Raw genomic sequence first — 15,662 nt, forward strand, 5'->3', positions numbered from 1 at the left:
ATGCTGCGCATCTCGTTCATTGGGCAACCTTACGTTCAAGCGCGGCGAGAGGAACGGGGCGGTCTTCCTGAACATCGCTGAACCGGTCGAACACGGCGAGATAATGCTGATGCGCTCGTTCCCAGGCGAGATCGTCGGGCTCGCCCCAGAGCTTTCGGTAGTCCGGCGAACCTGGATAAGGATAGATCGGGACGGGATCGTTGGCCCATACGCCCGCGTCCTGCATTAGTCGCCGCCAACGCTGCACGACCGGATCATCATCCTCGGGCAGCTCGATCAGGTTGGCCTGAACAAAGGGAATGTGTCGGCGCGCCTCAATAAGCCGATCTGCGAGCTGATCCGTCGTCATTCTACAGTTCTTGGCGAGCGCGTCGCGACCCTCGGGGGTCAAGCTCTCGACGCCCGCTTCCACGGACACGCAGCCGGCACGACCCAGAAGGGCCAGCATGTCAGGCTTCCAGAGATCGATCCTGGTTTGAATACCGAACTTGATGCCGCGACCGTCCATTCCTCTCAATAGCTCGGCATTGGGCAGGAATATCTCATCGACGAAATAGAGATACTCGACGCCTTGCTGGCGCAATCGATCGATCTCCTCGAGGACCGTTGCGGCGGGGCGCCGCCGATACGCGTTCCGGAAATTCTCCTTGGCGCAGAAGGTGCAGTTGTACGGACAGCCGCGCGACGCCTCGACTTCGGCGCCCGGCCCGGCCGGATCGGCTTCGAAGCGGTGATGATGATGTCGATGCCGGCGGACCATCTCCTCGGGCCATTGCAGCGGAGGCTGGTCGATGAAAGTGGCAGCTTGTGGTCCGCCATTGATCCGGATCCCGCCTGCATCGGCAAAGCAAAGCCCGCCGAAGTTGCGTTGGCCGTTGGCGAGCCGCAACAATGTGTGCTCGCATTCGCCCATGACGATAACATCGACTCCGAGCTTCCTGAGCGCTGCCCTCGGTGTTGTCGATCCGTGAGGACCTACAGCGACAAGCATCGGGGCAAGTTCCCGCAGAAACCAAGTGAGTTCTTGCGGGATGCGCAGCTCGGGCTGTGCACAGCGCCAGAACAAGTAGGTCGGAGCTGTGGTGACGACGACTAGGTCGGGCTTGAACGTGTGGAGTTCGGCAGCGATGTCGGAATGCGACAGGTCGAACATATGCGCATCGAGCAATAGCGTTGGATGTCCGGCCTCCCGAAGGTAGTGAGCGGAAATCCCAAGCTCGAGCGGAAGGTGAGGGGCGCGACAGCCAAAATAGATGCTGCCGCCGAAATTCCAGTTCGGGTTGATGAGGGCCAAGCGGGTCATGCCGATACTCCCTTGTCCGCGGAGGACTGACCAAAGCGGCCGTCCAGCCACGCATGGAGCGACAGCAGCCCATCGCGCAGCGTCACCTTCGGCTGCCAGCCCAATGCGACCGCGAGCGCCCTGGTGTTGGTGACGTACCAGGGCTGGTCTCCAGGACGCCAATCGGCAAAGCCGTACCGCACTGCGCGGCCAGTCAACGGTGCAATCCCTTCTATGAGCTCGAGCAGGCTTACCGAATTGGAGGGGCCCCCGCCGAGATTGAAGACGCGCCCGCGGGCGGCGAGCATGTGGTCCAACGCTGACAACCAGGCAGAGGCGGCATCAGAGATGTGCAGCGCGTCACGGACCTGATACCCATCGCCAAAAATGGTTAGAGAGCCGTTTTCGATCGCCGTCTTGAGGAAGTGCGCGACCCATCCCTGGTCCTCCGTGCCGAACTGCCGGGGCCCATAGATGCAGCTCATGCGGAGTACGACGGTCTGGAGCCCGAAGACACGAGCGTAATCTTGCACATACTGATCGGCCGTACCCTTTGAGCAGCCATACGGGCTGTAAAAGTCTAGCGGCGTCTTCTCAGATACGCCGTCGGCTAGCGCGGGGTCGATCGGTACGTAGCGCCGGTTGACACGCGCGACTCTGGCATCATCGCAAAGTCGGCCATAAACCTTGTTGGTCGAGGCGAACAGGAGGGGAGCGGAAGGGTTATGCAGGCGGATGGCCTCGAGTACGTTGACAGTACCGCGCGCATTAATCTCGAAATCCCCGACCGGATCAGCCAGGCTGTCGGTAACTGCTACTTGAGCTGCCAGATGAAGAACTGCGCGTGCGCCACGAACGGTACTAATAACCAGGATAGGCTCGCGGATGTCCCCGACAACGATGTCGATGCGGTCGCCATGCCTGGACTTCAGCCATCGAGCATTTTCTCGCGCTCCGGCACGGGCAAGGTTGTCCAGGACAATGACATCGTCGCCACGCTCGGCAAGCCGGTCAGCCAAATTGCAGCCGATGAAGCCGCAGCCGCCGGTAACCAGCACAGGCCTCCTTCGTCTGGTTCTCATGCTACGAGTCCCCTGCGAGACATTTCTTCGGCAGCACGCTCGGTGTGATCGTCCGCGACTTGGTCCACCAGATAGCCGGCCAGCTCGGCCAGGCCGTCTTCAAATGCAACCTTCGGCGCGAAGCCAAGCAAGGCGCGGCTTTTGCTGATATCCGCGAAGCAATGACGAATGTCTCCAGCACGGTATTTTCCGGTTATCTCAGGGGAAATATCCGTTCGCTCCATGACCTGGCTTAGGCTCCGGGCGATCGACAGAATCGTCCGGTCATGCCCGGATCCGATGTTGAAAGCTTCGTTTGCATGCGACGACTCTAATGCAGCGAGGCAGGCTCGCGCGACATCGCGGACGTGGATGAAATCACGCCGCTGCAGGCCGTCTTCAAACACCAGCGGCGGCCGGTTGTTGAGCAGCCGAGATGCAAAGATGGCCAGAACACCGGTGTAGGGATTCGACAAGGCTTGCCGAGGGCCGAAAACATTGAAGAAGCGCAATGCAACTGTCGGTATTCCGTAGGCTCTGCCGGTGATCAGGCACATCCGTTCCTGCGCATATTTGTTCAACGCGTAGATCGAACTGAGTGACGGCGGCTTGGATTCCGGGGTTGGCATCGGATCCAGCCTTCGGCCGAAGGGATCGCGCAGCTCCCAATCGCCTTCGTGAAGCTGCTCGACTGAACGTTCATCTGCTGCGCATTCGAGGTGGTTACAGTCTCGATAGAGACCTTCGCCGTAGATGCTCATCGAAGATGCGACGACGAGACGTTCGACTGGATGCCTGGAAAGGGCCTGCATAAGCATAGCCGTGCCAAGCTCGTTCGTTCTTACGTAGGGCTCGATGTCGTACATACTTTGGCCAACACCGACGACGGCTGCGAGGTGCAGCACCTTATCCACGCCGCACAACGCACGCCTCACGGCGCGTTCGTCACGGATATCTCCCACGATCAGTTCGGCATCGTCAGCTAAATAGGCTGGACGCGCGTGTCGCGTGCCGTGGACCTGCGGTGTGAGGTTGTCGAACAACTTGACGTCATGCCCCGACGCCAAGAGCGCATCTGCGGCATGAGAGCCGATGAACCCTGCGCCGCCGGTAATCAGAACTCGTGCCATACGCCGCAACTCTCCGTACAATAGAGGCAGGCTCGTCAGCCAGCCGAGGAGTGGGAAACGAAGCGCGCCCCCCAACGGGCCGATTGACCGCGCGCCACTCACGCTTGCAATGAAGAATGGACAGGAGGAATGTTCGTTCCTGCGGCACGTACAAACGATAAGTTCTTTAACCTGCATCAATAACGCCGCGGACCGCTTATGCGAGGCAGGCCCATGCTGAGCAGCAGAAATCACTTTGTTGTGCGTAGAACTCTAAGAGTTGTAGCTGCTGTCGCCGGCAAGCGAGCGGCAAATGGCTCGTGTCCCAGACTCATGTCAACGCGTCTGCGCGCCATTGCTCTTGGGTGGCAATCACGGCTTGCCTCCGCTTCATCAGGCGATATCGATTGCCGCGTGCGATCCGCTCGACTGCCGCGACGGACGGTGCACCACGCCGGTCTTGGCGCAATACCGCTCCACTGCTCCTGCGCAGAAATCGGCAAATTCGTTTGGATCCAGTGGTGGACTGGTGTGATGTGGGATAACGCCTCGATGCTCGGGCGTGAAGCAAAAGGTTAAAGTAACGTCGAAGTCGGCAAGAGCATCCATCTGCCGGTCAAACCAGTCGAGCGCGTTCGGGCGGAAGCTGTCTGCCCAAGATATGCCCGTTCTCAGATGCCTTACGCCGAGGCGGCGCATCCAATTCGCGGCATCGTTGAGCCTGTGATCCTCGAAGTGAAACCATTGGCATAGCCCTATCGAGGCGGCATGCCGCTCATATGAGCTCACAGCCTGCTTGGGAGATCCGTCGGCGCGCAAGAGTCCCATGTGAAAATGCCTATAGTAGGAGGACCCTTCCGCTTCCTTGTGGCGGGTGGTAGCCTCCCACGTCGACGGCAGGTCATAGAGGCTGTACCAGTGAATTCTTGGCGCACGGCCGATCAGCAGTTCCGCGGTGCGCTCCAAGCCCCACGCTTGGACCTCCTCAGCGCCGAACGATGACACGCCGACCTCCGTCACCCAAATAGGCAGCCCGACCTCAGCCTCGATACCCGCCAACTTGCTCGGCCACTCATCAATCTGCCACAGATTCCAATCCAGTGGAAAGCCATGTACGCCAATTGCGTCGACGTGATCGAGCACGCCGCGAGACCGCATGGTTCTCATAAAGGATGGATCGATCGGCGACATGCCGCCGAGGATTCGTGGCAATGTCGCATGGACGTCGCGAATGGCCTTGCCGGCGGCGACCGCGAGTTCTCCGAACTTGATCCAGCCGGGATCAAGTTGAATATCCCAGTGCGATTTATTGTTGGGCTCATTCCAGATCTTGGCGGCCTCGATCATCAGAGTGAGCCCTGAGGTGGATGTTGGGACTGTGTCGTCTGTTCGTGTGAGACCCTTTTGCAGAGGTACACTTCATCTTCCGGATGAGCCGTGATAGCGAACCCGGCACTGCGCAGCATGGCTTCGACGCAAGCGCGGTTCGGCACCCACCAGTTGGTGGGATCATCGGCGTACTTGTGCTCGATAAAGTGAAGCTTCGGGTAGCCCGGACAATCGAATTGATCAGTTGTCCAGAAGTCGTAATTGGTGTCGAGGGACTCGACGCTCTCGTTACCGCGGAGCATGGATTGGAATAGCAGGAGGTCACTCGCAACATGTTCGTGAATCAGATCGAGTGCGAGCAACGGATGCCGCAGGTGGTACAGGACCCCCATGAAGATCACGAGATCGAACTTTTCTCGAAGCTGACCAACGTCGTAGGCCGATAACTTCCGCAGCTCGATCTCAAGGCCGGTCACTTCGGAGGCAAACCGCGCTTGGGCTAGGTATTCGTCGTCTGTGTCGAGGCCGAGGACACGCGCCGCGCCGCGACGCTTCATCTCCAGTGCATAAAAACCGGCGTTGCAGCCGATGTCGAGTACGCTCATTCCGTTGAGGTCATCGGGAACGATGTCGCAAAAGCGCTGCCACTTCACGCTGGGATAGTCTCCAAGGAAGTGCAAGGGAGCAGTACTGACGCCGTTGAGGTCGAGGTTATGAAACCATGGGCCGAGTGCTTCGATGCGTCGCCGAAGTTCATCTCTCGGGAATGTCTTTGCTGTCATTCGCCGTCCCGTTTGCTCGTGGCCAGGGGCATATTGCTCGTTTCGCCGAACAGCGTGGTCATGTAGGTACCTCCTGATTGACGCAAACGGCAGCAAGGCGCCCGTGTTCGATCGACAACGTGCTGATACTTGCCAAACCGACATCTATGAGGGAATACCTATCGAGCGGCACACCGGCGCAGTACAGTATCGCAGCTCGAATCGGTTCTGCATGCGTCACAACCGCGATCGTCGCGGCGCCTTGCTCACGTTCTAGCCGTCGCAGCCCGCCAACCACACGCCGTTGCAGTTCTTCCATGCTTTCGCCGCCCGGCGGGCGGCAGTAGGCGCGCTGTTCGTTCCATCGGAGCCAATCGTGATTGTCGTGAAGGTCCGCAAAACTGCGACCGGTCCAACCGCCATAATCGATCTCATCGACTTCGTTGAACAGTTGCACGGCAAGTCCGAACGCGTCACCCAGGATGTCTGCAGACTGCTTGGCGCGCTGCTGAGGGCTCGACCTGATGGCGTCGGGCATGGGATGCATTCGCTCGGCGCAACGCGCCATTTGCTCGCGGCCAAGTGTATCAATCGAAATGCCGATTAGTCGTCCGCAAAGGAGTTGTTCGAGCAGACCATGATGTCCGTGCCGAACTAGGTGAACGGTCGTTGCCATGAAGAATCACCGCTCCGCGTCGATAAATTCACGCGTTCGACGCCGCGCTTCTTCGTCGGTAAATTGCCGTGGCGGTGATTTCATGAAGTAGCTCGACGGGCCATCCAAGACACCTGCGATCCCACGATCAAGGGCAAGTTTGACGCAGCGTACAGCATCAATAACGACGCCCGCCGAATTCGGCGAGTCCCAAACCTCCAGCTTGACGTCGGCTGAAAGCGGGACGCCTCCGAAGGTTGTCCCTTCGAGTCGAATGAACGCGAGTTTGCGATCTGTTAGCCACGGAATATGGTCGCTGGGGCCGACATGAACGTTGTCAGGGTCGATCGGTACCTCGAATTGACTGGTGACTGCTCGCGTCTTCGATAGCTTTTTCGACGCAAGTCGATCACGTTCAAGCATATTCTTGAAGTCGGTATTTCCGCCAACGTTCAGCTGGTAGGTTCGATCGAGACGGACGCCTCGTTCCCGAAATAGGTTCGCAAGCACGCGGTGCACTATGGTTGCGCCGACCTGGCTCTTAATATCATCTCCGATGATGGGAAGGCCAGCAAGCTCGAATCGGCGACCCCAATCGCGATCAGAAGCGATGAAAACTGGAATGCAGTTGACGAATCCACAGCCTGCCTCCAGCGCTCGTTCGGCATACCACTCGCCTGCACGTTGCGCTCCGACGGGGAGGTAGGACACGAGGACATCGGTCCGGGAGTTTGTCAGGACTTTCGTAACATCGACGGCCGGTGCCTCATCAACAGGAATATCACTTTCGAGATAGCGGCCGATGCCATCCAGCAAAGGTCCCTTTTGTACGACAACACCAGTTTTGCTCACTTCGCAGAATTGATGAGTGTTGTTCGGAGTCGCCCAGATTGCGTCTGCGACATCGTAGCCAACCTTTTTTGCGCTGACGTCGAACGCGCAGGCGATGTCGATATCGCCGACGTGATAGCCTCCGATGTTCGCATTCATCAGCCCGGGGACGGGCTCGTTCGACGTGGCCGCCTTGTAGAAGGAGAGCCCTTGAACAAGGGAACTTGCGCAGTTTCCAACTCCGACAATGCCAACGCGGACGCGCGGCCGATCCTGAAAACGTGAATGCATCGGTCAAGGGCCTCCGGAATTGTCTGCGCGAACGTAAGTACATCGGCGAACGTGCAGGAGGTATGTTCGTTCCTGATGATTGGCCGCGAGATGAACTCGCTGCCGCCGCCCCGCCGAGAATATGCGAAGCGATTAACTCAGGATAGAAGCGAGGGGGAAGGTCTGGGAATGGACCCGTCCTTAGATGTAGATGTAGATGTAGATGTAGAAGCTAAGCGGACCGACATGCTATGGCCGCATCAAGAAGTGACTATGGTCGCAGCAAGAACTAATCCTCCTCGCCCGCGTTCATTCCCGTAATGACAGGGCTGCGAGGCCCTAGTCATAGCACCCTAATCATGAGCGAGAGTCATTCATGGCCCAACGTCACGCAGGCGCGGAAAGTGCCGAAGCCCATACAACGACTGACCACAGCGCGATCCGGCATTGGATCGAAGTCCGGAACGGCAGACCGGCGACAGTTGAAGCGTCGCGAGAAGATGGACACGTGGGGATCCTGCGCGTTGACTTTGATCCGCCGGACGCCGGGCTCGAGCAGATCGGATGGGATGAGTTCTTCCGCAAGTTTGATGACGCCGAGCTAGCCTTCCTGTATCAGGATCACACCAAGGATGGGAAGACGAGCCGTTTCCATAAATTTATACGACGATCGGATGCGAGGTGATACTATCGACGCCTCGGCCGGTCTCCATTGGGAGCAGAGCGACGTCGGATTGGGTCGAGGCGATACGTGCGGGCGATTTTGGGCGAGCTTGGGACATCAGCGACCGGTGTCTTGCCGCTCGAGGGAATTGCGGCTCAAAACATCGCGGTCCACGTCACATGCAGAGGATCTGGCATGGCGAGGATTTGCGGTGTAAACGTGTCTTGGTCCGCTGCTATCACGGGCTCGGCGATACCATTCAATTTGTCCGTTTCATACCCGCGTTGCGGAGCTTGGCGCGCGGCGTGACGGTCTGGTGTCAGCCAGAACTCCTGGAGATCGTCGAGCGAATTGAAGGCGTCGATCGAGCCATCGCTCTCCATGAGGGCGCGCCGGCGACTGAGTTCGACGTGGACATTGAGATCATGGAGATTCCTCACGCGATCAGGGCTGGACGGGATCTTATCTCGACGCAGGTGCCCTACCTCAGTTTGCCTTCTGAACGAGGGAATCCCATAGCGAAGTCCGACCAGAAGCTGGCGATCGGGCTGGTTTGGGAAGTTGGGGATTGGGACAAGCGGCGGTCCATCCCTGCAGGTTTGTTACGTCGGCTCGCGGTCGAGAATGTGACCTTGTACTCGCTGCAACGCGGTGTGGACGCCTCAATGGCAGCTGGCATCGGCGCGAGGGACATCAGCGCGCAAGATATCGTTGTGCTCGGACATACGATCGCGCAGATGGACATCGTGGTCTGCGTTGATTCGATGGTTGCGCATTTGGCTGGCGCGCTCGGATTTGAAACGTGGGTTCTGCTGCACGCCGATTGTGACTGGCGTTGGCCCCTGACCGGAGAGCGGTCGATCTGGTATCCGACCTTGCGGCTGTTTCACCAACTGCGTCCTGGCGATTGGGCTACCGTGGTCGAGGAGGTGCGAAGCGCGCTGCTTGGCAGGATCGCGCTCCGAGACATTTGTGGCAAGGATGGATCGTCAGCGTGAAGAGGCATTGCTATTGAAGTCTTCCGCCAACCAGGTCGCCGAGTGCTCCACCTCGATGCCGTCCCGCTCGACCTTGGCCGAGATTTTAGGCATTAATCTCATAGTGCTTTCCGAGCGCATAGTAGACTTTGGGCGGAGCCCCGCCGGAACGGTTCGGCATCAATGCAACCTTGTTGAGCGCCGCGGCAACGCGCGGATCGAGGCGCAATTCTAGCTGACATCCGGTCAGGAATATCGCAAGCGCGAGGATGAGGTGCCGGGCCCGCATGCGCTCTCAGGAACTGGCAGTCCAAATTCTTCAATCGCGCGGCTCAAGGTATGTTCCTATCCGGAGGCAGCTCCGCCTGCTTGCTAGGAACCAATATCGGTTGCGAACCTTGAATGGCGGGGCAACGGTCCGCCTCCTGCTGAGCATAGCTCTCACATTCCGCTTTCGCGGCAGAGATCCACCTCAGTCGGGTTGCCATCGTCGAGGTGTAATCATGACAAGAAAGCGCAGATTGAGTAGGACCCTGGAGGTCGAGCCCTATCATGGACCGGCCGGCGGTTGGGGATCAGTGCAGTCACTGGCGAGAACTCTGACGCGCGAGTACGTTCCACTCAAGGGCGCGCGTGTTCTGCTCAATCAGAACAAGACGGATGGCTTCATGTGCGTCAGCTGCGCTTGGGCAAAGCCGGCCGATCCTCGTGTCTTCGAGTTCTGCGAGAACGGCGCCAAGGCGACGACGTGGGAGATCACGCATAAGCGTGTCACGCCCGAGTTCTTCGCCGAGAGGACGGCTTCCGAACTTGAACGCTGGGATGATCACCATCTCGAGGCGGCTGGCCGATTGACTCATCCCATGCGATGGGACGCCGCCACCGATAAATATCTTCCTGTTGGTTGGCAGCAGGCGTTCGCCGAGATCGGGCGCGAGCTTCAGGCGCTTCCACCGGATAGCGCAGTCTTCTATACGTCCGGTCGCGCGTCATTGGAAGCCGCCTTCATGTACGGTCTGTTTGCGCGCGCCTACGGCACCAACAATCTTCCCGATAGCTCCAACATGTGCCACGAAACGACGTCTGTCGCCCTGCCGGAGAGCATCGGAGTTCCGGTGGGCACTTGTACGCTTGATGACTTCGAGAGGACCGACTGCATCTTCTTCTTTGGACAGAATGTCGGCACGTCCAGCCCGCGCATGTTGCACCAACTGCAGGAAGCGGCTCGCCGCGGCGTCCCGATCGTCACGTTCAACCCGCTGCGGGAGCGCGGGCTGGAGGAGTTTGTCAATCCACAGGCGCCGGGAGAGATGCTGACGGATACGCCGACCCGCATCAGCTCCCAATATTATCAGGTCAGGGGCGGCGGCGATACAGCGGCGATGATGGGGATAGCCAAGGCATTGCTGGCGCGGGAAGCTCGCGCTGATCCCGGATACCCTGTGATGGATTGGGCCTTTGTCCGCGAGCATACGCACGGCTGGGACGCTTTCGCCTTGGCGGTCAACCGTTGTGAATGGTCCGAGATCGAGCAGCGATCCGGACTGAGGCGGGATGCGCTGGAGGCGGCCGCCGCGGTCTACGCGCAGGCGAAATCCGCCATGTTCATCTACGGCATGGGATTGACGCAGCACGAGCGAGGTGTGGAAACCGTGCAGACCATGGTCGATCTGGCGCTGATGCGGGGCAATATCGGCAAGGCGGGCGCCGGCATCTGTCCGGTGCGTGGCCACTCGAACGTGCAGGGGCAGCGGACGGTCGGCATCACGGAAAAGCCGGAGATGGTGCCGGCAGACAAGATCAAAGAACTGTTCGGAATCGACGTGCCCGAAGGCAAGGGCCTGACCACGGTCGAGGCTTGCGCGAAAATCATTGATAGGTCGGTGAGCGCGATGATTCTGCTTGGCGGCAACCTCGTGCGCTCTGTTCCGGAGCACCGCCTGGTCGAGCCGGCGTGGCGGAAGCTGCGTCTGACCGTCAACATCCTGACCAAGCTCAATCGCTCCGCGCTGGTCCACGGCGAGGTCTCTTATATCTTGCCATGTCTCGGACGCATCGAGTTCGATGAGCAAGCGAGCGGGCGACAGGCGGTGTCCATGGAGGATTCCACCGGCTGCATGCATGGATCGCGGGGGCAAGTGCCGGCCGCCAGCGCACACCTGTTGTCCGAACCGAAGATCATCGCGGAATTGGCCAAGGCCGCGGCGCCGGGTCGCTCGACCATTCCCTGGGACGATTGGGTTGCGGACTATAGCCGGATACGCGATGCGATTGCGGCGACGTATCCTGACATCTTTCACGATTTCAATGCTCGGCTTTGGCAACCGGGCGGCTTTCACCGTCCGCTCGGCGCGCGTCATCGGCAGTGGAAGACGGCCACCGGCAAAGCGAACTTCATCGTGCCGTCCTCGCTGGCGAGCGATCCTGGCGCGGAAGCGCGCGATCAAGATGTGGTGCAACTCATCACACTGCGCAGCAACGGTCAGTTCAACACCACGATTTACAGCTACGACGATCGCTTTCGTGGCATCTATGGGTCGCGTCGCGTCGTATTGATGCACCGCAACGACATCAATCGGCTCGCGCTGGCCGAGGGGAGCATGGTGACGCTGTCGACAGCGGTCGACGACGGCGTAACGCGGGAGGTCCAGGGACTGCGGGTGGTCGCCTACAATATCCCGGAAGGATGTGCGGCCGGCTATTATCCTGAGTGCAACCCGCTGCTGCCGCTCTGGCATCACGAGAAGAAGGCAAAGACACCCGCCGCGAAATCGATTCCGGTTCGCGTGAGGCGAGAGGGACCTCGTTGACCCGTTCGCGCGTTGCGGACCCGCGATCCTGGCCGCCGGCAATAACCGGGTCAAAAAGGGGGGCTAGAACCCGCCGACAAAGCGGCCCAGGGCGCTGGCGATCACAAGGGCCAGTAAGAGTGCTTCGTCACCTTCTTGAGAGCCATTCTGCCTTGCTGCGACTGGAGCCCGGACAAGCCCCGTCCGTCTAGGAGCTGCCCGTGCTTGCGTGAGACAGAGCTCCTCTGGCTGCATCACGTGCCGCGGCGAGTCCTCTGGGAAATCCGCTCCGATCTGGGTAGAGCCGGCGACGGCCAGTCTGCCGTGCCGGCATGGTTTGCTGCGCGGCGCGCCAGTCGAGCATGGCCATGCCGCCGACCATGAGTAAGGCCAGAGCGACATTGTGCTTTTTCGGATTGTTGCGCCTCATCGCCGACATCAGCGCAGCCGCGTCCAAGCTGTCGCCGACCACGCGACTCCACAGACCTGCATTCCTGTCCACCGACAAAGAGACGATCCCGCTGAGGATCTCCCGGACCCCGCAGACACGCACCAAGTCTTCGTTGCCGCGCATTCCGAGCGGGCGCGTAATGCGGTGGGGCGCGAGCAGCTGCATCGCGCCAAGGCCGATGCTGAACCAGCCGAGTGCACGGGCCAACCGGCCTCCCGGAGCGCCTTGGCGCGGGCCGCTGCGCACGATTTTCGGATCACCCTTGGAACGCATGATATTGGCGAAGTACATGGTCATAACTTCCGTTCTGGATGATCAGGGCTTCAGCACGACCTTGACGCAACCGTCCCGCTTGTCGCGGAATACCTGATACATCTCGGGACCCCGTTCGAGATCGACTGTGTGGGTGATTACGAACGAGGGATCGATTTCGCCGTCCGCAATCCGGCGCAGCAGGTCGTCGGACCAGCGGCTCACGTGAGTCTGGCCGGTGCGGACCGTCAGACCCTTGTTCATTAGAGCGCCCATTGGGATCATGTCGGAGAAGCCGCTGTAGACGCCGGCGATCGAGAGGATGCCGCCTGGGCGGCAGAGATAGATCATCTCGCGCAGCACATGCGGGCGGTCACTCTCCAGCATCAGCATTTGCTTGGCGCGGTCGAGCAATGTGTCCGGTTGAGAAGGCATGATATGCGATTCCATGCCGGTCGCATCGATGCACTTGTTCGGACCCCGTCCATCGGTGAGGTCCTGCAGCCGGTCCGCCACGCTGTCGGACCTGAAATTGACGACCGTGGCGCCGCCCGCATTTGCCATGCTTAGTCGGTCGGCCAGGCAATCGATCGCGATTACCTGATTCGCGCCGAGCAGGACCGCGCTGCGGATCGCCATTTGGCCGACCGGACCGCAGCCCCAGATCGCCACGGTATCCGTCGGCTCGATGTCGCATTGTGCAGCCGCCTGCCAGCCAGTCGGCAAGATATCACTGAGGAACAGGACCTGCTCATCGGAGAGTCCGTCAGGGATCTTGATGTGGGTCGTGTCAGCGAAGGGGACGCGGAGATATTCGGCCTGGCCGCCTGGATAGCCGCCGGTCAGATGGGTATACCCGAACAGCCCGGCGGTCGTGTGACCGAACACCTTCTCGGCCAGATGGCGATTGCGGTTCGTGGTCTCGCACACCGAGAAATTACCGCGTTTGCACTGCTCGCATTTGCCGCAGATGATGGTGAACGGCACCACGATGCGATCGCCCTTTTTCAATTTGCCGTCCATTCCCTCGCCGATCTCGACCACTTCGCCCATCGCTTCGTGACCCATGATGTCGCCGGGAAGCATGCCGGGAATGAAGTTGTGAAATAGGTGCAGGTCCGAACCGCAGATCGCGCAACTGGTGACCCTAATGATGGCGTCGCGCGCATCCTCGATTTTGGGATCAGTCACGTCGTCACAGCGAATGTCTTCCTTGCCGTGCCAGACTAGCGCTTTCATTTTCGCCTCCGAACGATGAATTCCAATTCAGAGCCGCGGCGATGGTTGCTAATTTCCTGGAATTTCGCTCGGCTTCGCCATGATAGGCTCGTTCCACGATGGCATAGGCAACCACGATCCTTTCAGCCACCTCGCGATACCCGCTGCAATGCTCGACCCAGAAGGGCGGACACCAATCGAATTGATCGACCTTGCGCAAGGTAGGCTGCACATGTCCCTTTGACAACGTGGGCAAGTCCAGGCCCTCTGAGTACTCCCTCCAGGCGAAAGGGAGCACCATTGAACACCGACTGTCTATCGGCGCACTTGAGTTTCCGCGCGTTCGTCTCAAACTCGCATCTGTAGAGGGCTGTCGCCATCGGTCCGTAGGCACAGGTTGAGGCAGTTGTTGCCCGTTAAAATCCTTAGGCGTCTGCCGCTTTCTTTCGACGTAGTAGGACGGCTCCGCCGACAACCACGCATCCGCCGTCACGAAGGTCAGCGTTCAGCGGGCCTATCGGTGCGCGTAAGGCGTCGGACTCGGCGTCCTCCTGCCAACCAACAAAAACATGGGATTGTCCCATCGGCGAACGATCCTCATAGCAACCAGCTCACGATCAGCCCGATGTCGGCGGCGAAGATCGCCGTCACCGTGATCCAGCTCAACAGCTTTAGCCAAAAGCTGTTGGCCTTGTTTCCCATCAACGTGCGGTCGTTCGTCAAGAGAACGATGAACAGGAGGAGCGGCGGGGTCGAGAAGCCCTGCACTATCCCAGCATAGACTAACGCCTTCATGGGATTGAAACCAAAGCTGTTCAGCAACACTGCGACTGCAGTGAAAGCCGCGATCAGAGCATAGAATGCCTTGGCGTCACGCGGTTTCGCGTGCAAGCTGCTCCTCCAGCCGATGGCTTGCGCCACGTCGTAGGCGGCGCCCGTCGTCATGACCGGTACAGCAAGAAAACCCACAGCAACAATCCCGGTGGCAAACAGATACGAGGCTGCGTTGCCAACCAAGGGACGCAGCGCCTCAGCGGCTTGCGTCGCATTCTCGATATTCGTCTGACCGGCGTTGTGCAACGTCGTGCCGGTCGATAGAATGATGAAATACATGATGATGTTCGAGAAGACCATTCCCACGGCGATATCCCGTTGAGAATCCGCAAGATCTCGCTTGCTCGCACCTTTGCGGTCGGTGGTTCTGGTCTTGCCTGCCGCAATCTTTTCTTCGACTTCGATGTTGGACTGCCAGGTATAGAGGTAAGCTGATAACGACGTGCCGATGAGCGCGACGAGGATTGAAAGGAACTCCCTGGTCGCTTCGATATGAGGAAAGAAGGTGCCTTGCAGAACCTGCCAAGGATCGGGCTTGGCCAGAATTGCCGAGCCGACGTAGGCAAATAATGAAAGTGCGAATACGCGGAAGACGTTGCGGATGAGGTTGTAGGAGCCGAACAGTTGAAACAGCAAGATCGTTCCGGCGACTCCCACCGCGATCATCATCGGCGGCACCGGCACGAAGATATTCAGGCTCGCGGCCATTCCGGCAATATTGGCTGCGGCTTCAATCGTGTTGCCAGCAAGTACACCAATCAGCATCGGCCACAATATCCATTTCGGATATCGTTCCTTGACGACCAGAAACAAACCCTTGCCGGTCACCTGTCCGAGCTTTGAGGAGAGGTACACGACTGCAAACATCATAGGAAGGGTTACCGGCGCCGTCCAAAGAAGAGCCAGCCCAAATTGCGCGCCGGCACTCGCATAGGTCCCGATCGCCGAACAGTCGTCGTCGGCGGCCCCGGTCACGAGGCCAAGCCCGATTGCGCGGCGCCAACTCGGAGCGGCGTTATGGTTGGTATTGACCAAAGGTGCGACCGCAACTGCACCACCGATCTCAGGCGGCCTGACTGAGACGCGCGACCATCCAAGGTAGTTCCTATGAAGGTCTGCTCATGGCCTATGGTAGCCGTAAAGTGTGGGGATTTGTGCTCAAACCCTAACCTAGAGCGT

At 59.3% G+C, this 15,662-nt stretch carries 13 protein-coding genes; 3 read left to right on the top strand and 10 right to left on the bottom strand.

All coding sequences use genetic code 11. The annotated features are described in order from the left end of the window. Positions 1–16 precede the first annotated feature (16 nt). From P6U30_RS06715 to P6U30_RS06745, 7 genes are all read right to left on the bottom strand, one after another. Positions 17–1,303: a TIGR04295 family B12-binding domain-containing radical SAM protein gene (locus tag P6U30_RS06715; protein WP_407168678.1), complete on the bottom strand. Its 1,287-nt coding sequence runs from the start codon at positions 1,301–1,303 to the stop codon at positions 17–19. Then, positions 1,300–2,364: an NAD-dependent epimerase/dehydratase family protein gene (locus tag P6U30_RS06720; protein WP_407168679.1), complete on the bottom strand. Its 1,065-nt coding sequence runs from the start codon at positions 2,362–2,364 to the stop codon at positions 1,300–1,302. Before P6U30_RS06720 ends, P6U30_RS06715 begins: the two co-directional genes overlap by 4 nt. Then, positions 2,361–3,473, bottom strand: coding sequence for an NAD-dependent epimerase/dehydratase family protein (locus P6U30_RS06725; protein ID WP_407168680.1), 1,113 nt, complete (start codon positions 3,471–3,473; stop codon positions 2,361–2,363). The genes P6U30_RS06720 and P6U30_RS06725 overlap by 4 nt, the downstream gene beginning before the upstream one ends. A 372-nt stretch (positions 3,474–3,845) precedes the next feature. Continuing rightward, positions 3,846–4,799 (bottom strand): beta-xylosidase, encoded by a 954-nt coding sequence (locus tag P6U30_RS06730; protein ID WP_407168681.1) that lies wholly within the window; start codon positions 4,797–4,799, stop codon positions 3,846–3,848. Beyond that, positions 4,799–5,563: a TIGR04290 family methyltransferase gene (locus P6U30_RS06735; protein ID WP_407168682.1), complete on the bottom strand. Its 765-nt coding sequence runs from the start codon at positions 5,561–5,563 to the stop codon at positions 4,799–4,801. The genes P6U30_RS06730 and P6U30_RS06735 overlap by 1 nt, the downstream gene beginning before the upstream one ends. 58 nt (positions 5,564–5,621) lie before the next feature. Next, positions 5,622–6,218: a histidine phosphatase family protein gene (locus tag P6U30_RS06740; protein ID WP_407168683.1), complete on the bottom strand. Its 597-nt coding sequence runs from the start codon at positions 6,216–6,218 to the stop codon at positions 5,622–5,624. Between the two features lie 6 nt (positions 6,219–6,224). After that, positions 6,225–7,319, bottom strand: coding sequence for an inositol-3-phosphate synthase (locus tag P6U30_RS06745; protein ID WP_407168684.1), 1,095 nt, complete (start codon positions 7,317–7,319; stop codon positions 6,225–6,227). 355 nt (positions 7,320–7,674) lie between these two features. Here P6U30_RS06745 and P6U30_RS06750 point away from each other — a divergent pair, with 355 nt between their 5' ends. The 3 genes from P6U30_RS06750 (at position 7,675) to P6U30_RS06760 (ending at position 11,749) form a co-directional block, all read left to right on the top strand. Continuing rightward, entirely contained in the window at positions 7,675–7,983 is a 309-nt protein-coding gene (locus tag P6U30_RS06750) for a hypothetical protein (protein WP_407168685.1), read from the top strand. Between the two features lie 158 nt (positions 7,984–8,141). Beyond that, entirely contained in the window at positions 8,142–8,960 is an 819-nt protein-coding gene (locus tag P6U30_RS06755; protein ID WP_407168686.1) for a hypothetical protein, read from the top strand. A gap of 482 nt (positions 8,961–9,442) precedes the next feature. Further along, positions 9,443–11,749: an FdhF/YdeP family oxidoreductase gene (locus tag P6U30_RS06760; RefSeq protein ID WP_407170378.1), complete on the top strand. Its 2,307-nt coding sequence runs from the start codon at positions 9,443–9,445 to the stop codon at positions 11,747–11,749. A 187-nt stretch (positions 11,750–11,936) separates the two neighbouring features. Here P6U30_RS06760 and P6U30_RS06765 read toward each other — a convergent pair whose 3' ends face one another. From P6U30_RS06765 to P6U30_RS06775, 3 genes are all read right to left on the bottom strand, one after another. Further along, on the bottom strand, positions 11,937–12,476 hold the full coding sequence (locus P6U30_RS06765; RefSeq protein ID WP_407168687.1) for a hypothetical protein: 540 nt from the start codon (positions 12,474–12,476) through the stop codon (positions 11,937–11,939). Positions 12,477–12,494: 18 nt separating this feature from the next. Then, positions 12,495–13,670, bottom strand: a complete 1,176-nt coding sequence (locus tag P6U30_RS06770) for a zinc-dependent alcohol dehydrogenase (RefSeq protein ID WP_407168688.1) — start codon at positions 13,668–13,670, stop codon at positions 12,495–12,497. Between the two features lie 576 nt (positions 13,671–14,246). After that, on the bottom strand, positions 14,247–15,518 hold the full coding sequence (locus P6U30_RS06775) for an NRAMP family divalent metal transporter (RefSeq protein ID WP_407168689.1): 1,272 nt from the start codon (positions 15,516–15,518) through the stop codon (positions 14,247–14,249). Between the last annotated feature and the right edge of the window lie 144 nt (positions 15,519–15,662).

The organism is Bradyrhizobium sp. ORS 111, from assembly GCF_045571485.1.
Classification (GTDB): Bacteria; Pseudomonadota; Alphaproteobacteria; order Rhizobiales; family Xanthobacteraceae; genus Bradyrhizobium.